Annotated in this window: 14 protein-coding genes; 6 read left to right on the top strand and 8 right to left on the bottom strand. The window is 68.7% G+C overall.

What is annotated here, in order from left to right; translation table 11 throughout:
- Positions 1–115: 115 nt before the first annotated feature.
- Genes TSH20_RS32390 through TSH20_RS32380 form a run of 3 tightly spaced genes read right to left on the bottom strand, consistent with a single transcriptional unit; the run spans position 116 to position 3872 of the window.
- Positions 116–2392: a xanthine dehydrogenase family protein molybdopterin-binding subunit gene (locus TSH20_RS32390; RefSeq protein WP_109156483.1), complete on the bottom strand. Its 2277-nt coding sequence runs from the start codon at positions 2390–2392 to the stop codon at positions 116–118.
- Positions 2389–3399 carry a xanthine dehydrogenase family protein subunit M gene (locus TSH20_RS32385; protein ID WP_109156484.1) on the bottom strand — a complete coding sequence of 337 codons (1011 nt, stop codon included), beginning with the start codon at positions 3397–3399 and terminating at the stop codon, positions 2389–2391. Before TSH20_RS32385 ends, TSH20_RS32390 begins: the two co-directional genes overlap by 4 nt.
- Positions 3396–3872 carry a (2Fe-2S)-binding protein gene (locus TSH20_RS32380; RefSeq protein WP_199232015.1) on the bottom strand — a complete coding sequence of 159 codons (477 nt, stop codon included), beginning with the start codon at positions 3870–3872 and terminating at the stop codon, positions 3396–3398. The genes TSH20_RS32385 and TSH20_RS32380 overlap by 4 nt, the downstream gene beginning before the upstream one ends.
- 340 nt (positions 3873–4212) lie before the next feature.
- Between TSH20_RS32380 and TSH20_RS32370 the strand changes: the two genes are divergently transcribed.
- The 3 genes from TSH20_RS32370 to TSH20_RS32360 all read left to right on the top strand — a co-directional run bounded on the left by TSH20_RS32370 (position 4213) and on the right by TSH20_RS32360 (position 6874).
- Positions 4213–4707, top strand: coding sequence for a GFA family protein (locus TSH20_RS32370; protein WP_109156486.1), 495 nt, complete (start codon positions 4213–4215; stop codon positions 4705–4707).
- 129 nt (positions 4708–4836) lie between these two features.
- Positions 4837–5328, top strand: a complete 492-nt coding sequence (locus TSH20_RS32365; RefSeq protein ID WP_109156487.1) for a BLUF domain-containing protein — start codon at positions 4837–4839, stop codon at positions 5326–5328.
- A 109-nt stretch (positions 5329–5437) separates the two neighbouring features.
- Positions 5438–6874: a mechanosensitive ion channel family protein gene (locus tag TSH20_RS32360; protein WP_109156488.1), complete on the top strand. Its 1437-nt coding sequence runs from the start codon at positions 5438–5440 to the stop codon at positions 6872–6874.
- 39 nt (positions 6875–6913) lie between these two features.
- Here TSH20_RS32360 and TSH20_RS32355 read toward each other — a convergent pair whose 3' ends face one another.
- Positions 6914–7642: a class I SAM-dependent methyltransferase gene (locus tag TSH20_RS32355; protein ID WP_109156495.1), complete on the bottom strand. Its 729-nt coding sequence runs from the start codon at positions 7640–7642 to the stop codon at positions 6914–6916.
- A 463-nt stretch (positions 7643–8105) separates the two neighbouring features.
- On the opposite strand from TSH20_RS32355, the gene TSH20_RS32350 reads away from it, so the two are divergent.
- The 3 genes from TSH20_RS32350 to TSH20_RS32340 all read left to right on the top strand — a co-directional run bounded on the left by TSH20_RS32350 (position 8106) and on the right by TSH20_RS32340 (position 12896).
- Positions 8106–9881: an N-acetylglutaminylglutamine amidotransferase gene (locus tag TSH20_RS32350; protein WP_109156489.1), complete on the top strand. Its 1776-nt coding sequence runs from the start codon at positions 8106–8108 to the stop codon at positions 9879–9881.
- A 123-nt stretch (positions 9882–10004) separates the two neighbouring features.
- A complete protein-coding gene (gene ngg / locus TSH20_RS32345) occupies positions 10005–11765 on the top strand; it encodes an N-acetylglutaminylglutamine synthetase (protein ID WP_109156490.1) in 1761 nt (586 codons plus the stop codon).
- 72 nt (positions 11766–11837) lie between these two features.
- Positions 11838–12896 carry an osmoprotectant NAGGN system M42 family peptidase gene (locus TSH20_RS32340; RefSeq protein ID WP_199232014.1) on the top strand — a complete coding sequence of 353 codons (1059 nt, stop codon included), beginning with the start codon at positions 11838–11840 and terminating at the stop codon, positions 12894–12896.
- A 22-nt stretch (positions 12897–12918) separates the two neighbouring features.
- Here the strand turns inward: TSH20_RS32340 and TSH20_RS32335 are convergent, their stop codons facing one another.
- The 4 genes from TSH20_RS32335 to TSH20_RS32320 form a co-directional block, all read right to left on the bottom strand.
- A complete protein-coding gene (locus TSH20_RS32335; RefSeq protein WP_109156491.1) occupies positions 12919–14592 on the bottom strand; it encodes a hybrid sensor histidine kinase/response regulator in 1674 nt (557 codons plus the stop codon).
- Between the two features lie 107 nt (positions 14593–14699).
- Positions 14700–15467: a response regulator transcription factor gene (locus TSH20_RS32330; protein ID WP_109156492.1), complete on the bottom strand. Its 768-nt coding sequence runs from the start codon at positions 15465–15467 to the stop codon at positions 14700–14702.
- On the bottom strand, positions 15464–16609 hold the full coding sequence (gene cheB, locus TSH20_RS32325; RefSeq protein ID WP_109156493.1) for a chemotaxis-specific protein-glutamate methyltransferase CheB: 1146 nt from the start codon (positions 16607–16609) through the stop codon (positions 15464–15466). The genes TSH20_RS32330 and cheB overlap by 4 nt, the downstream gene beginning before the upstream one ends.
- The gene (locus TSH20_RS32320) at positions 16606–18852 is read right to left on the bottom strand and encodes a response regulator (protein ID WP_109156494.1); all 2247 of its coding nucleotides are present in this window, start codon (positions 18850–18852) and stop codon (positions 16606–16608) included. Before TSH20_RS32320 ends, cheB begins: the two co-directional genes overlap by 4 nt.
- Positions 18853–18998: the final 146 nt, after the last annotated feature.

The following is an 18998-nucleotide window of genomic DNA, read 5'->3' as shown; positions in this document are numbered from 1 at the left end:
CAAAATGCTGACAATTCTCAACGCTCGGGTCCGTGACGCACTGGCAGCCATTCCCACCAACACATGAACAAGACAGTTGCTCATCCCAACCTTCTCCCCGGGGGGAGAAGGAGTTTTAAGAATCGCTCGCCAAGATCTTATCCACGGTGATCGGCAGGTCGCAGAGGCGTTTGCCGGTCGCGTGGTAGATGGCGTTGGCGATGGCGGCGGGGACGCCGACGATGCCGATTTCGCCGACACCCTTGGCGCCCAGTGGGTTCACGATGTCGTCATGCTCCTCGACGAAGATGACGTCGATGTCGTGGACGTCGGCGTTCACCGGGATGTGGTACTCGGCGAAATCGTGGTTCATGAAGCGGCCGAGGCGCTGGTCGGTCATCGTCTCCTCCTCCAGCGCCATGCCGATGCCCCACACCACCGCGCCCAGAACCTGGCTGCGCGCCGTCTTGGGGTTGATGATGCGGCCGGCGGCCACCGCACTGACCACGCGGGTCACCTGCACGGTGCCGAGATCCTCGTCCACCCGCACCTCCGCGAAGATGGCGGAGTGGGTGCCCAGCGCGTGCTGCATCTGCGACTTGTAATTGGGGATCGAGCGCGCCTCGTCCTCCAGCACCAACAGGTCGTTGGCGCGCATCACCTCGGTGATCGACATGCGCCAGGACGGGTCGGATCTGGCGATCAGGCAGCCGTCGGCGAAGGTCAGGTCGTCGGCCTTCAACCCCTTCAGCGGACCGTCGTTCAGCCCGACCGCGAGGCCGGCCAGCTTGTCGCGCAGACGGTCGCACACCGCCTTCACCGCCGAGCCGACCGAGGACACCGTCCAGGACCCTCCCTGCAGCGGCGCCATCGGCAGGTTGGTGTCGCCGAGCTGGAAGGACACCCTGTCGATGGGCAATCCCAAGATATCGGCGGCGATCTGCGTCATCGCCGTGTAGGTGCCGGGACCGATGTCGGCGGTGGCGCTGCCGACCGTCAGCGTGCCGTCGATGCCGAGCCGGGCAGACGCCACCGCCTGCCCCTGCATCGCATCCCACACGCCGGATGCCATGCCCCAGCCGATCAGTTGGCGCCCCTCGCGCATCGACCGCGGGGCATGGGTGCGTTTGTGCCAGCCGAAGCGCTCGGCGCCCTGTTGGAAGCAGGCGCGCAGCTCCTTGCTGGAGAAGGGCTTTCCGGTGTTGGGATCGACCTCGGTGTAGTTCTTCAGCCGCAGCTCCAGCGGGTCCATGCCCAGCTTGGCCGCCAGCTCGTCCATGGCGATCTCCAGCGCCGGGACGCCGGTGGCGGCGCCGGGGGCGCGCTGGTCGAGCGGGGTGTGGGTGTCCATGCGGGCCAGCTTGTAGTCCAGCCGGACATTGTCGCACTTGTATTGCTGGCCCGACCAGTTGACCACGACCTCGACGTAATTCTCGGTCTGCGAGGTCTCCTGCACCGCCTCGTGGATGACGGCGGTGAGGGTGCCGTCCCTCTTTGCGCCCAGGGCCACGCGCTGGAGGGCTTCGGGGCGGTGGCCGAAGCTGAACATCTGCGGGCGCGACAGCTCGACCCGGACGGAGCGCTTCAGCGTGGTCGCCGCCAGCACCGCCATGAACAGTTGGTGCTGCGGACGCAGGCCGGAGCCGAAGGCGCCGCCGACGAAGGGGGAGATCACCCGCACCGCGTCCTTCGACAGGTCGAAGACGTTGCAGACATAGGTCTGGGTGTTGATCGGCCCCTGGGTCTTGTCATGGACGGTCAGGGTGCCGTCATTGTGGTAGATGACGGTGGAGGCGTGCATCTCCATCGGGTTGTGATGCTCGACCGCCTGGGTGAAATCGAGGTCGACGCTGACCTCCGCCTCGGCCAGCGCCTTGTCGGCGTCGCCGCGCGGCTTGGGCGGGGGCTGGAAGCCGCCCTTGTCCTTGCCGGGGGTGAAGGCGTTGGCGCTTGCCGCATGGAGGTCGGTCTGGTGTTCGTCGGCCTCATAGGTGACGTGGATCAGGCGGGCGGCGTAGCGCGCCAGTTCGAAGCTCTCCGCCACCACCAGCGCGACGGGCTGGAGCGCGTGGTGGATGGTCGCGTCGTAGAGCGGGCGGAAGGGCGAGCCCTTCGGCGCGTCGTCGTCCTTCCACTTGCGGTCGAACCAGGGGAGGCTCGGCCGGTTCAGGTGGGTGAAGACCTGGAACACGCCGGGAAGGGCCAGCGCCTTGGCAGTGTCTATGCCGAGGATGCGGCCGCGGGCGATGGCGCTGGAGACGATGTAGCCGTGGGCGAGGCCAGGGGTGTTGAACTCCGCCGCGTATTTGGCGCCGCCGGTCACCTTCAGCCGGCCGTCGACGCGGCTGACGGGCTTGCCGATCTGGGCGCCGGGGCGGTCCAACTGATCGGGGATGGTCGGTTTGGCGATCATGGGTGCTCCACTCCGGCGGCTTCGGCCAGCGCCCGGACGATGGCGCGCTCGGCAAGTCCGATCTTGAAGGCGTTATGCGACTGGCCCTTGGCACCGCGAAGCAGGACGCGCGCCGCCTCGCGGAAGGTTTCCAGCGAGGCGGGCTTGCCGGCCAGTTCGGCTTCGGCCGCCGGGTCGCGCCAGGGCTTGTGGGCGACGCCGCCGAGCGCGAGGCGGGCGGTGCGGATGGTCTGGCCCTCCAGTTCCAGGGCGGCAGCCACCGATACCAGCGCGAAGGCGTAGGAGGCGCGGTCGCGAACCTTCAGGTAGGTCGAGTGCTTGGCGAAGCCCTCGGCCGGCAGGTCGATGGCGGTGATGAGTTCATCAGCGGCCAAAGTGCTGTCGATGTGCGGGGTGTCGCCGGGCAGGCGGTGGAAGTCGGCGAAGGGGATGGTGCGCTCGCCCTTCGGGCCGCTGACGCGGACGACCGCTTCAAGAGCGGCAAGGGCGACGCACATGTCGGACGGGTGGACGGCGATGCAATGGTCGCTGGCACCCAGGATGGCGTGGATGCGGTTGACGCCGGTGAGCGCGCCGCAGCCGGTCCCCGGCTCCCGTTTGTTGCAGGGCGTGCCGGTGTCGTAGAAGTAATAGCAGCGCGTGCGCTGCAGCAGGTTGCCGCCGTTGGTCGCCATGTTGCGCAGCTGCGCCGAGGCGCCGGCCAGGATCGCCTTCGACAGCATCGGGTAGCGCGCCTGCACCCGCGCGTCATAGGCGGTGTCAGCATTACGGGCGAGTGCGCCGAGACGCAGGCCGCCGCCGTCCACCTCTTCGATCTTGTCGAGGCTCAAGCGGGAGATGTCGACCAGCCGCTCCGGCCGCATCACGTCGGCCTTCATCAGGTCGAGCAGGTTGGTGCCGCCGGCGACGAACTTCACCGCCGCCTCGGTCGTCGTGCCGGGCTGGCCGGCGACGCCGCGGAGCGCCGCATCGACGCTGTCGGGACGGTGGTAGGAGAAGGCCCTCATGGCGTGCCTCCGTCCTTCTGCGCATCCATGACCTGACGGATCGCGGCGACGATGTTCGGATAGGCGCCGCAGCGGCACAGGTTGCCGCTCATCAGTTCGCGGATATCGTCATCGGTCTTGGCGTGGCCCTCCTCCAGCATGCCGACGGCGGAGCAGATCTGGCCGGGCGTGCAGTAGCCGCACTGGAAGGCGTCATGCTCGACGAAGGCCTCCTGCAGCGGGTGGAGCGCGTCGCCGCTGGCCAGCCCCTCGATGGTGGTGACGGTCCGCCCCTCCGCCATCACCGCCAGGGTCAGACAGGAGTTGATGCGGCGGCCGTCGACCAGAACGGTACAGGCGCCGCACTGGCCATGGTCGCAACCCTTCTTGGTCCCGGTCATGTCGAGATGCAGGCGCAGCGCGTCGAGCAGGCTGGTCCAGGGGGCGACGCGCAGGGTCTTGCGGCTGCCGTTGATGGTCAGGGTGACGTCCATCGCTTCGGGAGGAGGCACCGGCTGTTTGTGGATGTGGCCCTGGGACGCTGGACCTGTTGGCTGGGACATAACCGCTCCGACTGCTGGCAGGTGGGTTCCGCGAATGACTGCCGGGGGGTAACAGCCGCCCTTCCGCTGCGTTCCGTCGATGGGGGATGCTCAGCTCCCTCTCCCGCCCCGGGAGAGGGAAGGGGCCCATGCGGAGCATGGGAAGGGTGAGGGGTGATCCGAGAAACCATGCGGTTCGGGATTCTTGGATTCCCCCTCACCCTCCCCACCTTCGGTGGGTCCCCTCCCTCTCCCGGGGCGGGAGAGGGCGTTTTTTACGGAGACCGCTGCCATGAAGCTTTCCGGTTCCTGCCGCTGCGGCGCCGTCCGCTTCACGCTGAACTCGCCGACGCCGGTGCCTTACATGCGCTGCTACTGCACCATCTGCCGCAAGAGCGCCGGCGGCGGCGGATATGCCATCAATCTGGGCGGCGACGCCGACACGCTGGAGGTCGAGGGGCGCGACGCGGTGGCGATGTGGCGGGCGCCGATGGAGGACCCCGACCATCCGGGACAGACCCACCTCGGCCCGTCGCACCGGCATTTCTGCAAGCACTGCGGCACGGCGCTGTGGGCGGAGGACCCGGCCTGGCCGGAGCTGGTCCATCCCTTCGCCTCGGCCATCGACACGCCGCTGCCGACACCGCCGGAGCGGGTGCACATCATGCTGGACTTCAAGGCGCCGTGGGTGGAGGTGCCGACGGGTCCGAACGACGTGCATTTCGCCCGCTATCCGGAGGAATCGCTGGAGGACTGGCACCGGCGGCACGGGCTGCTCGACCGCTGACGGCGCCTGCCGCCGAGACCCATCCGGTTCGGGATATGCCCGGCGGCTGCGACATCGACTCTACGAAAGAAAGGGTTACCACATGCCGGTTTCCTCTCCATTTTCATAAGTAAAAATGGGAGGAACGCCATGCTGACCCTGCTCTATCGCAGCGATGCGGTCTCTCTGCTGCCATTTTCGGCTTTGGCGGACATTTGTGTGCGAAGCTCCACAAACAATCGGCGTCTGGGCATCACCGGTTTCCTTATCGAACATGAGGGCACCTTTCTTCAGGTTCTGGAGGGTGAGCCGAAGGCGGTGAACGAACTCTTCCATCGCATCTCGCATGACGAGCGGCACTGCAACATGGCGGTGCTGGGGCGGTGGGAACGGAAGGGACGGTCCTTCGGCTTCTGGGCGATGAATTTCGGCCCGCTGGACGATCCGTCCTTCTGGCAGGGGGAGTTCGCCGATCTGCGCGACGGCGACGCCTTCCGGCGCAAGAGCAGCGATGCCGACACCGCGCTGGCGGTGCTGTGCCGGGCCTATGCCTTCGCCAGCATAGTCGCAGGGGCCGATCCGGTGATCGGCGGCTTCGTGATGGGATACCCGCGGGCGTTGCAGGGTCCGGTGACCGTCTGAACCGTCAAACATCTGATTCAATTGAGCCCTTGACTGGACGGCGCGTGCTCGTGCCATCGTCGCACCTCGCCCGGCCGCGGATGGCCGGCCGCCGAGGAGAAGCCCGTCGATGAACGCCTTGCGGCGTCTGTCCGCCCCTGCCCTGGTCCTGGCCCTTTTGGCCGCGCTGGTCGCCGCCAAACCCTGGCTGCACGGCCATCTGGAACCCTTCGTCGGGCTGCCGCTGAGCGGCGGGTTCGACATCGCCGTCGCGTCGGCCGCGTGGCTTGCCGCCGCCTGGGGCGGGGCGCGGGTGATCGACATGCTGGCGGCGGGCAACGGCGGCCGGCCGCCGCGCATCCCCCGGCTGCTGGCCGACCTGCTGCGCTTCTTCGTCTATGGCGTCGCGGTGCTGGCGATCCTGGCCTTCGTGCTGGAACAGCCGGTGACCGGGCTGCTGGCGACGTCGGGCGTCGCCATCGCCGTGCTGGGCTTCGCGCTGCGCAACATGATCGCCGACATCTTCGCCGGCATCGCACTGAACATCGAACATCCCTATCGGCTGGGCGACTGGCTGGAGCTGTCCCCCGGCGTCGCCGGGCGGGTGGACGAGATCAACTGGCGCGCGACCCGGCTGATCGCCAGCGACGGCACCGCCATCGTCGTGCCGAACGGCATCGTCGCCGGCAGCCGCTTCGTCAATTACAGCCGCCCGAACCCGGCCTTCCGCGCCACCGTCCCGGTCCTGCTGGACCAGGAAGTGCCGGTCGAGCGGGCCAAGCGCATCCTGCTGTCGGCGATGCTCTGCGCCGACGGCGTGCTGCCCACGCCGCGCCCGGACGTGATCGTCGAGGCGGTGACGCCCAACGGCATCTCCTATCTGGCGCGCTTCTGGACCGACGACGGCGGCCGGGTGTCGCTGGTGCGCGATGCCGTGCTGACGGCGGTGCTGTCCAACCTCGCCCACGCCGGAATCGAGCCAGCCCGCCCCAAGCAGGAGGTCCGCCGACGCCAGACGGGGGCGCACGACACCGGCCTGCTGCGGCGCGGGCTGCTGCGCCAGTTGGAGCTGTTCGATGCCTTCGACGACAAGGAGGTCGACGCGCTGGCCCAGGCGATGCGCCAGTTCCACATCCCCGCCGGCACCGCCGCCGTTCGCCAGGGCGACGCCGGAGAATCGCTGTTCGTCATCGCCGAGGGTGTGTTCGACGTCCAGATCGCCGCTCCCACCGTCCCCGACACGGAGGACGGGCAGCGCTCCGGCGTGGTCCATCTGACGCGGCTGCGGCCGGGCGACCTGTTCGGCGAAATGTCGCTGCTGACCGGGCAGCCGCGCAGCGCGTCGGTCGTCGCCTGCACCGACGCCGTGGTGTTCGAACTGTCGCGCGGCCATCTGGACCCGGTGCTGCGGCGCCGTCCGGAACTGGCGGAACGGCTGGCCGAACTGATGGCCGAACGCCAGACCCGCAACGTCAGCCAGTCCAAGCGCCAGCAGGGCGCCACCCCGCCGCCGCCGGCGGAATCACAGGCGCTGCTGGCGCGGCTGCGGGGCTTCTTCGGGCTTTAGGACAGATCATACCCTACGCATCATGCGAAAGCCGGAACGTCAACGCGCTGCGGATATGAGAAGCATCATCGGCCTCTCAATTTCATCCTTCAGTTCCGGATCAGTTTCGATCTGCTGTGCCGATGGAGCAAATTCTTCAACGGCTTGAATCGTAAAGCCAGTCCTGATCAGCGTATTCAGCGTGGTGCCGATGGTCCTATGATACTTCAATACTCCTTTGGCAAACCAGTCAGTGCGACGTTCTCCTTCATCAGAGTAGCGATTGACTAGCCATGCCTTGTGCCCGTCCTCATCGGTAATCCAATGTGGATTGGATGCTGCCATGAAGATCGGATGCTCTATTGTAAACACGAGTCGTCCACCTGGCACCAGAGCCTGATGGACCATTTTCACCAACCGCTGAAAATCCCTGATGTAATGGAAGGTTAGAGCGCTGTAAGCGAAATCGAAAGCCGCCGGCGGCAATTCCATAACTTCTATGTCCGCAATTCGATATTCGATTTCCGGATCGACGGTATTCGCTCTTGCGCGACGGATCATGTTCTCGGAAAGGTCAAACCCCAGCACTGAGGCTGCCCCTTGGTCACGCATCCACCTTGAAACCCAGCCGAAACCACACCCGAGATCGACCACACGCCTTCCCACCAGATCGGGCAGCATTGCGCGGATAGCAGGCCACTCCGGCGCACCGTCCAGGCCGTGCACTTGGCGAGGCAACTGGCTGTAACCAGCAAAGAATTCGGGATTGTCGTAGATATTCTGTGCCATGGCAAACTCCATCTATGATGATGGACGAGGCACAATACTCGTACTGAAGGCCTCGTCCATGAGGGGCGAGACCAGGGTACCGTCCGCTAACGATCAGTTATCGCGGCCGATCTCCCGGCATCCCGCCTGCTGGGATGCCGGCCAACCGGGCAACAATGTGGGTGTCCTTTTCAACCATTGAGGCAGGATATTCTTTGGATCCGGAAGCGTCAATACCGTCTTGCCTCCTCAATTCGCGACAAAGGAGCGAGGGTTCAGGGGGTGCACTGGGAAGAAATCATCGAGCCCCGCGAGCCCGGCCAATAAACCTCCGGGGCTGTGAGCAAGGTTGCCCGACGGTCTCCATCGTGGAACCTCGGGCCCTGCAGGACGTTATTCCGCACAGGTGCCGGTGGTGCAGTTTGGCCCTTCTTGCGGGTCGAGCGCCCCTTCGTCCTGAACCAACGAGGAGGCTCGACAGCCGATGTGCGGACTGAGTGGTGAAATTCGTTTCAAGGCCGGCGAGGCGGCCAGCACGGTGGCCGTACAGGCCATGTGCGACAAGCTGGCGCCGCGCGGGCCGGACGGCCACGGCCTGTTCGCCCATGGGCGCGTCGCCTTAGGACATCGCCGGCTGAAGATCATCGATCTCAGCGAGGCATCGCAGCAGCCGATGGTGGATGCAGCCCTCGGGCTCGCCATCGTCTTCAACGGCTGCATCTACAATCACCGGGAACTGCGCGAGGAGCTGGTCGGGCTCGGCTACCGCTTCTTCTCCGACGGCGACACCGAGGTCCTGATCAAGGCCTATCACGCCTGGGGGCCTGATTTCGTCAAGCGCCTGAACGGGATGTTCGCCTTCGCCATCTTTGAGCGCGACAGCGGCCGGGTGGTGCTGGGCCGCGACCGGCTGGGCATCAAGCCGCTGTATCTGGCGGACATTCCCGGCGGCCTGCGCTTCGCCTCCTCGCTGCCGGCGCTTGTCGCGTCCGGCGGGATCGACACCGACGTCGATCCGGTGGCGCTGCACCATTACATGAGCTTCCACGCCGTCGTCCCGGCGCCCTACACCATCCTGAAGGGCGTGCGGAAGCTGCCGCCCGCCACGGTCCTGATCGTGGAGCCCGACGGCACCCGGCGCGAAAACACCTATTGGTCGCTGACCTTCGGGCCGCAGTCCGGCGACGAGGGGCGCGATTTCGCCGACTGGCGCGAGTTGGTGCTGGAGACGCTGACCCGCGCAGTGCGCCGCCGGCTGGTCGCCGATGTCCCGGTGGGCGTGCTGCTGTCGGGCGGGCTGGACAGCTCGCTGATCACCGCGCTGCTGGCCGAGAACGGGCAGAGCGGGCTGAAGACCTTCTCCATCGGTTTCGAGACGGTGGGCGACGAGCGCGGCGACGAGTTCCAGTATTCCGACATCGTCGCCAAGCATTTCGGCACCGACCACCACCGCATCTTCGTCGACAGCGCCCGCGCCCTGCCGGAGCTGACCGACTGCGTCCGCGCGATGTCGGAGCCGATGGTCAGCCACGACAACATCGGCTTCTTCCTGCTGTCGCAGGAGGTGGCGAAGCAGGTGAAGGTGGTGCAGTCGGGCCAGGGCGCCGACGAGGTGTTCGGCGGCTATCACTGGTATCCGCCGCTGCTGGACAGCAAGGACGCGGTGGGCGACTACGCCCGCGTCTTCTTCGACCGCGACCATGCCGAGATGGCGCAGGCGCTGGACCCGCGGCTGGTCGGCGAGGACCATTCCCGCCGCTGGCTGGAACAGCGCTTCGCCATGCCCGGCGCCGACCGGCCGGTGGACAAGGCGCTGCGGCTCGACACCACCGTCATGCTGGTGGACGATCCGGTGAAGCGGGTCGACAACATGACGATGGCCGCCGGGCTGGAAGCGCGCGTGCCCTTCCTCGACCACGAGCTGGTGGAACTGGCGGCCCGCATCCCGGCGGAGATGAAGCTGCCGGACGGCGGCAAGTACGTCCTGAAGGAAGCGGCGCGGCGCGTGGTGCCGGCGGCGGTGATCGACCGGCCCAAGGGCTATTTCCCGGTGCCGGCGCTGAAATACCTGCGCGGCCCCTTCCTGGAGCGGGTGCGGGACGTGCTGAACGCACCGGCGGCGCGGGACCGCAGCCTGTTCCGCCGCGCGTATCTCGACCGGCTGCTCGCCGATCCGGAAAGCCACATCACGCCGCTGCGCGGGTCGAAGCTGTGGCAGGTGGCTCTGCTGGAATTCTGGTTCCAGGAACAGGGCCTGTAAGCGGTCGTCCTTACGGCCATTCCAAACGAAGAACGCTCCGCCGGCACATCCGGGCGCGGGACCGATCCGCGTCCCCGGATGTTGCCAATGCGAGGAGCCGCATCCGACGATCAGGGGGAACCCATGAGCTACGCCCGCGTGAAACCGCACCGGCTGGAGCGCGCCGCCAGCGCCACCCTGCGCCACACCCGGCGCTACACCGGCCGTCCGCCGGCGGGAGAGACCGAGGCCGACGCGCCGCGCGCCGACGTGGTGGTGGATTGCGGCTGGGGCCGGCTGATCTTCGCCCACACCTTCGACGATCTCGACCGCATGATCGAGACGTTGCGGCAGGAGGCGCCGGGCACCCGCGACATCGTGTTCTATCTGCAGGACCCGCATGTCGCCCTGTCGCGCGCGCCGCAGGAGCTGTTCCTCGACCCCTCCCACACCTTCCGCCTGTGGCTGACCGACTATCGCCCGTCGCGGCGCCGGCCGAAGGGCTACAGCGTCCGCCGGCTGCGCACGCGCGAGGATGCCGAGGGGGTGCAGCGCATCTATGCCCGGCGGCGGATGGTCCCGGTCTCCTCATCCTTCCTGGTGGCGTCGCGCAACAGCCGGGTGCTGACCCATTTCGTCGCCTGCGACGATTCCACCGGCGAGGTGATCGGGTCGGTGACGGCGGTGGATCACGCCCACGCCTATGGCGATCCGGAGAACGGCAGTTCGCTGTGGTGCCTGGCTGTCGATCCGCAGGCGTCGTTTCCGGGAATCGGCGAAACGCTGGTCCGCACGGTGGCGGAGCATGTGCAGGCGCGCGGGCGGGCGTTCCTCGATTTGTCGGTGCTGCATGATAACGAGAACGCCATCGCGCTGTACGAGAAGCTGAATTTCCGCCGGATTCCGACCTTCGCGCTGAAGACCAGGAACCCGATCAACGAGCGGCTGTTCACCGGCCCGCAGCCGGGCGAGCGGCTGAACCCCTATGCCACCATCATCGTCAACGAGGCGCGGCGGCGCGGCATCGGCGTCGATGTGGTGGATGCCGAGGCCGGCTATTTCTGCCTGACCTGGGGCGGGCGCAGCGTGGTCTGCCGCGAATCGCTGAGCGAACTGACCAGCGCCATCGCCATGAGCCGCTGCGACGACAAGGCGGTGACCCGGCGCGTGCTGGAACGCGCCATGCTGAATGTGCCGGCCCAGGCGGTGGCCGGCGAGGGGGAGGAGAACGCGGCCTTCCTGGCGACGCATGGCCGCGTCGTGGTCAAGCCGGCGCGCGGCGAGCAGGGGCGCGGCATCACCGTGGACGTGCGCGACGCCGAGACGATTGAGCGCGCCATCGCGGCGGCCCGCCAGCATTGCGACACGGTGCTGCTGGAGCGGTTCTGCGAGGGGCAGGATCTGCGGATCATCGTCATCGACAAGAAGGTGGTGGCCGCTGCGGTGCGCCGCCCGGCCGAGGTCACCGGCGACGGCACCCACAGCGTGCGCGAACTGATCGAGGCGCAGAGCCGCCGCCGCGCCGCCGCCACCGGCGGGGAAAGCCATATTCCGATGGACGCGGAGACCGACCGCTGCCTCGCCGCCGCCGGCAAGAGCCTGGACGACGTGCTGGCGGCCGGCGAGGTGCTGCCGGTGCGCAAGACGGCGAACCTGCACACCGGCGGGACGATCCACGACGTGACCGACTGCCTGCATCCGGAACTGGTGGAGGTGGCGACGGTGGCGGCCCGCGCGCTGGACATTCCGGTGGTGGGCTTCGACCTGCTGGTGGAGTCGCCCGACCGGCCGGGCTACGTGTTCATCGAGGCGAACGAGCGGCCCGGCCTCGCCAACCACGAACCGCAGCCGACGGCGGAACGTTTCGTCGACCTGCTGTTTCCCCAGACGCGCGGGGTGCTGTAGGCCCCCTCTCCTCGGGGGGGAGAGGGGATATTCGCGGGGAGAGAGGGACTTCAGCAGGAGGAAAACCCAACCATGGCCGTGCCGCTGCCCATCGACATGGGCTATGTCACCGACGTCCTCTACCGGCTGCTGACCACGCCCAGCCCGACCGGATACACCACCGACGTGGTGCGGCTGTGCTGTGCCGAACTGGAGCGGCTGGGCATCCCCTATGAGCTGACGCGGCGCGGCGCCATCCGCGCCGACCTGAAGGGGGTGCGGGCCAGTCCCGACCGGGCGCTGGTCGCCCATGTCGACACGCTGGGCGCCCAGGTGAAGATGCTGAAGGACAATGGCCGGATGGAGCTGGTGCCCATCGGCCACTGGTCGTCGCGCTTCGCCGAGGGGGCGCGCTGCACCGTGCTGACCGACCGGGGGCCGTGGCGCGGCACCATCCTGCCGCTGAAGGCGTCTGGCCACACCTTCAACAAGGAGGTCGACACCCAGCCGGTGAATTGGCAGCAGGTCGAACTGCGCGTCGATGCCCCGGTCGCCAGCCGGCAGGATTTGGAGGAGCGCGGCTTCAACATCGGCGACATCGTCGCCATCGACCCGCAGCCGGAATTCCTGGAGAACGGCTACATCGTCTCCCGCCATCTCGACGACAAGGCGGGGGTGGCGGTGATGCTGGGCGCGGCGAAGGCGGTGGTCGATGCCGGGGCCGCCCTGCCGGTCGATTGCCACCTGCTGTTCACGATCTCCGAAGAGGTCGGGTCGGGCGCCTCCTCGATCCTGCATCAGGACGTGGCGGAGATGGTGACCATCGACAACGGCACCACCGCCCCCGGCCAGAACAGCAGCGAATTCGGCGTCACCATCGCCATGGCCGACAGCACAGGCCCGTTCGACATGGCGCTGACCCATTCGCTGATCGCGCTGTGCCAGGCGCAGAACATCCCGCACCAGCGCGACGTCTTCCGCTATTACCGCTGCGACAGCGCGTCGGCCATCGAGGCCGGCAACGACATCCGCACCGCGCTGGTCTGCTTCGGCATCGACGCCTCGCACGGCTACGAGCGCATCCATGCCGACGCGCTGGAAAGCCTGGTGCGGCTGCTGGTGCTGTACCTGCAGAGCCCGCCCAGGGATTGAGGGGCGGGATTGAGGGGGATGGTCAGCAGCCCGCCGTCCCGTCCCGCCTGACCTCCTCCAGCACGCGGCGCAACTCCCCGGGGTGGAGCGGTTTGTGCAGGAAGGCGCAGCCGCGGCGCTGGCCCTCCAGCAGGGATTCGGGCGCCGTCTCGCCGGTCAGGACCACTGCCGGGATGTCGGCCTTGAACAGCTTGCGCACACGGTCGATCACGTCGAAGCCGGAGACCTTTCCCGGCAGGCGCAGGTCGGTCAGGATGGCGTCGGGCGGGCCCTCCAGCCCATCGACCGCGGCGAAGACCTCGCGCATGTTGGATGCGGAGACGAAGGCGCAGCCCCAGCTTTCCAGGGTCAGCAGCAGGCCGGACAGCACCATGCTGTCGTCGTCCACCACCAGGATGCGCATGCCGTCCAACGGGACTGCCGCCGCCGCCTGATCGGCCGACGCCGTCGCGGACTGGGTGTCGGCGAGCGCCTCCTCCCCCTCCAGGCGGTCGACGGTAACGGCGAAGACCGAGCCGCGGCCGGAGCGCGACCGCACGTCGATGGGCGCGCTCAGCAGAACCGACAGGCGCCGCACGATGGCGAGGCCGAGGCCGAGGCCGCGCGTCGGGTCGCGGGCCGGGTTGGTCAGCTGGTGGAACTCGTCGAAGATGACGTCCAGCTTGTCCTGCGGAATGCCGAAGCCGGTGTCCCACACCTCGATCCGCCAGTGCCCGTCGCGCTTGCGCAATCCCAGCAGGATGCCGCCGCGCTGGGTGTAGCGGATGGCGTTGGCCAGCAGGTTGCGGATGATGCGGCCGAGCAGGATCGGGTCGCTGCGGGTGAATGCCCGACAGGGCAGATGGACGCGCAGGCGCAGCCCCTTCTCCTCCGCCTGGGGACGGAATTCATCGGCCAGCGATTGCAGAAGCGCGTCGAGCGACACCGGCTGCAAGTCGGCCTCCACCGTGCCGGCATCCAGCGTCGAGATGTCGAGCAGGGCGTTCAGCAGCTGCTCGCCCGCCGTCATCGCGTTGGCCAGCATGCCGGCGGTGCGGGTCGCCCGCGCGTTGCCCTCCACCTGGGTGGTCAGCGCGTCGAGGAACAGGCGCATCGCCTGGAAGGGCTGGCGCAGGTCGTGGCTGGCCGAGGCGAGAAAGCGGGAGCGCGCCGCCGTGGTGCGCGCCACCTCCGCCCGCATCGCCTCCTCCAGCTTCGCGATGGCGCCGTCCAGCGTCGCCGTCGCCAGCACCCCGACCACGCGGCCGTCGACCAGCAGCGGCGTGGCGCGCAGGCTCAGCGGCGGTTCGGTCGGCAACTGCACCGCGGCGCCGTCGGGCGGCGTGGCAGGGCCGTCGGCGCTTCCTACCCCGTAGAGCGGGCGCAGCGCGTCGGCCACCGCCGGCCAGCCGCCGGGCAGCAGGGTCGGCCCGCTCTCGTCGCGGGTGGCGGCGCGCGGATGGTTGAGCAGGGAGGCCAGCGCCTCGTTGCAGCGGACGGCGGCCATCTCCGGCCCGCCGATCACCAGCATGGTCGGCACCGTCCCGGCCGCGCAGACGCGCCGTGCGTTGTCGAGACACTCGCGATAGCGCAGATCGGTCGGAGACATTGGGGTGGCCGAAGATCGGTGCATCGCGTCGGAGTCTCTCACATCGGTGTCGCCGGAGATCGGGGCGGGGATCGGAGTGTCGTGGAACGGCTGGAGGCTGATCGCCATCGTAATCGGCACCGGCACCGGATAGACCGTCGGACAGTTTCGAAAATCCCGCAGAGAATAAACGGACAAAGCGGCTTCCGAAATCACACGATGGCTCTACTCCCTTCCTATGCGGAAGGTGCTGGCCGAGGTCGCCGCATCAGATGATCCTCCACGAAGTATTTCCGACGCAGAAGCGCCATCAGCCGGGTCTTCAGGACATCCATCTCCTGCGCCTTGCCGACGAAATCGTCGGCACCGGCGTTCAAACTGATCATCAGCTGTTCCTCGTCGTCCTGGCTGGTCAGGATGACGATTTGGAAGAACAGGCCGCGCTGGCGCCGGAACCTGTCGAATCGTTCGCAGAGCTGGGTGCCGCTGGTGCCCGGCATCACGAGGTCGAGGATGACGCAGTCGAGCCCGCCGCCGGCCAGCGCCGCCACCGCCTCGTCGGCGTTGCGGGCGGCGGTGACGGTGCAGCCCTCCTGCTCCAGTTCGGCGCGCAGGAACTCGCGGTAGGTCGCGCTGTCGTCGACGATCAGGATATGGGCGCGGCGGAAGATTTCCGGCACGGTCGGCGGTGCGCTGCGCCGCTCCAGCAGCGCGCAGGCCTCCACCACCAGCGCCTTGGGGTCGGAGGGGTCGTGCTCCCCCTCGCCGCGGCCAAGCACCATGACGGCGGCGTCGCTGCGCGCGCGCAGGTCGGCGAGGCCGGTGGGGCCGGCAAGCTCGCCCTCGACGATCAGCAGATCCTGCGGATTGCCGGCGATCTCGGCCAGGGCCGGTTCCACGCCGTCGACGCAGACGGTCTCGACGCCGCGCTCCTCCAGCAGAAGCTTCAGCAGAAGCCCCTGCGTCTGGGAACCCATGACCACCAGGCTGCGGAGTCCGTTCATGGCGCCATCTTCTCGTCGGAGGTCAGTTGCAGCAGCCGTCCGGCCACCCGGTCGAGAGGCAGTTCCTCCACGGCGCCGCCCAGGCGCACGGCGGTGCCCGGCATGCTGTGGATCACCGCCGTGGAGGCGTGTTCGGCAATCGTGTAGGCCCCCGCCCGATACATGTCCACCAGTCCCCTCGCTCCATCCTCTCCCATGCCGGTCAGCAGCACGCCGATGCCGGAGGCGCCATAGGCGCGCGCCATCGACTGGAACAGCACCTCGCCCGACGGGCGCTGGCCGCACACCATCGGGTCGCCGGACAGGCGGATGCCGCCGTTGTCCACCAGCATGTGCCGGTCGCCCGGCGCCACATAGACCGTGCCGGGCCGCGGCTTCACCCCCGCCTCCCCCAGTTGCACCGGCAGCGGGGATACGGTGCCCAGCCAGTTGGCGAAGCCCTCCATGAAGGGGGCGCCCATATGCTGGACGACGAAGACCGGCAGCGGAAAGGCGGCCGGCAGCTCCTTCAGGACTTTCGCCAGCGCCGCCGGCCCGCCGGTGGAGGCGACGAGGCCCAGCCCGCGGAAGCGGCGGATGCGGCCGTCGGCCGTCACCGCCGCCTCGGGCAGGCGGCCGTCCGGCGATGGGGTTTCGCCGGGGACGCTGGAAGAACGGGCGGCCCGCGCGGTGATGCGGTGGCGGATGACCTTCACCTGGCTCATGATGACCAGCTGGGTGCAGAGATGGTGCGCCACCGTCTGGTAGTCGGCGCGCGCCATGCTGCCCGGCTTTTCCACCACCGCCAGGGCGCCGGCCTGCAGCGCCCGCATCGGGATGTCGAGGTCGCGCACATCGGACGCCACCACCACGATCGGCAGTGGATTCTGCCGCATGATGCGGCTGGTCACCTCGAAGCCGTCGATGCCCGGCAGGCGGATGTCGAGCGACACCACGTCGGGGGCGTTCTTCTCGATCATGCGCAGGGCCTGCTCGCCGCTGGAGGCGATGCCCGCCACCTCCAGCCGAGGGTCGGCGCCGATGACGTGGCTGAGAAGCTGCTGGATGACCGGGCTGTCCTCCACCACCAGCACACGGATGCGACGGTGTCCGACGGTGGGGGTTCCGACGGCGGGAGGTCCGGAGTGCGCCGCCCCGCTCACAGCAGCCGCCGGATGCCGGCCAGAAGCTCGTTCTGGTCGAACCGCGTCTTGACGATGTAGGCGTCCGCCCCCAGCCGCAAGCCGCGCTCGCGGTCCTCGTCGCTGGCGCGCGAGGTGACGAGGATCACCGGGATCTCCTCCAGCCGCTTGTCGGCCTTCACCGCCTGCAGCAGGGCGAAACCGTCCATCCGGGGCATCTCGACGTCGCTGATGATCAGGCCAACCTCCATCCCTTCCGAAAGGCGCTCCAGGGCCTCGCGCCCGTCCACGCACAGCGTCACCCGATAACCATGGGCTTCGAGGATGCTCTTTTCCAGCGTGCGGGTGGTGATGCTGTCATCGACGACCAGGATATGCGCCCGGGCAGGGGTAACCTCTTCCGCAGGTCGTGCCGGGGGCGGCAGGACGCTGCCGGGCAGCGGCATCAGGCCGGAGATGTTCAGCACCAGCGCCGGCCCGCCATCGTCCATCAGCACGGTGCCGAGATAGCGGCCGCTGTCGAGCCCGGTCTCCTCCGCCGCCGTCACCACCGTCTCGCGCGTTGCGACGAAGCGGTCGACCGCCAGCGCCAGCCGCCGGTCGGCCGCGCGGACGACCACCAGAGCCAGCGAGCGTTCGGCGGTGGGCACCACCGGCGCCTCCATGCCCAGCAGGGCGGCCAGCGAGGTGACGGGCGTCTCCTCCTCGCCGATGCGGATCATCGGGGTGCCGACGCCGGAGAACAGCGATTCGGCGGTGGCGGTGCGCAGCCGGACCACATCGGCCGACGGGATCGCCAGGATCTGATCCTGCACGGCGACGAAGACCAGACGCTGACTGAGCAGGCTGAGCGGCACCTCGATGGTGACGGCGGTGCCGCCCTCCGGCCGGTCGGCGATGGTCAGGTTGCCCTGCAGCCGCTCCACCTCCCGCCGGGCGATGGGGAGGCCCATGCCGCGCCCGGCCAGTTCGGTGGTGCGCGAGGCGGTGGAGAAGCCGGGATGGAACAGGAACTCCGTCAGCCGCTCCAGCGGTATCTCCTCGGCGCCGGACAGCTCGTCGGCGTCGATCAGGCCGCGTTCGGCCGCCTTGCGCAGGATCGCCGCGCGGTCCAGCCCACGACCGTCATCCTCGATGCGCAGGAGCAGGCGCGCCCCCTCCACCGAGGCGGCGATGGTGACGCGCGCCGCCGGCCGCTTGCCCAGCGCCAGCCGTTCCGCCGGCGTTTCGATGCCGTGGCTGATGGCGTTGCGGGCGATGTGGAGGATGGGGTCCTTCAACCGCTGCAGGACAGCGCGGTCGGCTTCCACCTCCAGGCCGCGGACATCGACCTCGACCTCCTTGCCCTCGGCCCGGCTGATGTCGCGGACCATGCGGCCGAGGCCGCTCAGCTGGTTTTCGGCCGGCAGCATGCGCAGGCGCCGCATGTCCTGCTGGAAGCCGCCGCCCCAGCGCCGCATCGACCACAGCAGCCGGTCATGGCTGCGGTGCGCGCTGTCGAGCGCGCCGCCCAGCGACCGGAAGCGGCGCTCGAAAGCCATCAGGGCGGGCAGCGCGCCACGGCCGTCGAGCGCGTCGGCTCCATCCTCCGGCCGGGCCTCCAGCCGGGCGCCGCGGCCGAGCTGCACGCGCAGATGACGCCATGCGCGGTCGAGCGCCCGCCATTCCTGCCGCATCGCCCGGAGCTGCTCGCCAAGCCCCGCCTGCGCCTCCACCTCCGGCAGCAGGGCCGATGCGGTTTCCGACAGACGCTCCAGACCTTGGGCGGCGATGCGGACCAGGGCGGCGGAATCGGCGTCGACGGTGCGCTCGCGCTGGCGGGGTGGCCGGTTCCCGACGGTGCGGGCCGGGGATGCGGGAGCGGGACCCGGAGGGGAGCCGCCGCTGCGACCGGCAGCCAGTGCGTCGAGATCGGCGAGCACGCCGGCCGTCTCCACCGCCCCGCCGCCCTGGAGCGACCAGGCGACCAGATCCTCGATGGCGTCGAGCGCGCGGCGGAACACGCCGACATTGGCGGCGTCGAGCGGGATCTCGCCCTTCTGCACGGCGATGAAGGCGGCTTCCAGCCGGTGGGAGATCGCCTCCACCTCCGGCAGGTCGACGGCGCGGGCGGCGCCCTTCAGGCTGTGGGCGCGCCGGTGGATGTCGACGAGGTCGGGCGCGTCGCCCGTCGCCTCCGCATCGCGGAGCGCGTTGCGGATCGCGGCGAGATGGTCCTTGTGCTCCAGATCGAAGGCGGCGAGCAGGCGCTGGCGGATGTCCATCAGGGGACACTCCAACGCGCTACCGGTCCCCTCTCCCCCCCGGGGAGAGGGTTAGGGTGAGGGGGAAGCGCGGCGGGAGTTTTGGGAGAGCAACGCAGTGCATCCCCCCCCCCCCCCCCCCCTCCCCCGGGGGGGGGGGGGGGAAA

The sequence above is a fragment of the Azospirillum sp. TSH20 genome, from assembly GCF_003115935.1.
Lineage (GTDB): Bacteria > Pseudomonadota > Alphaproteobacteria > Azospirillales > Azospirillaceae > Azospirillum.
The sequence above is the reverse complement of the archived record's forward strand: the minus strand, read 5'-3'. Positions and strand labels throughout refer to the sequence as shown.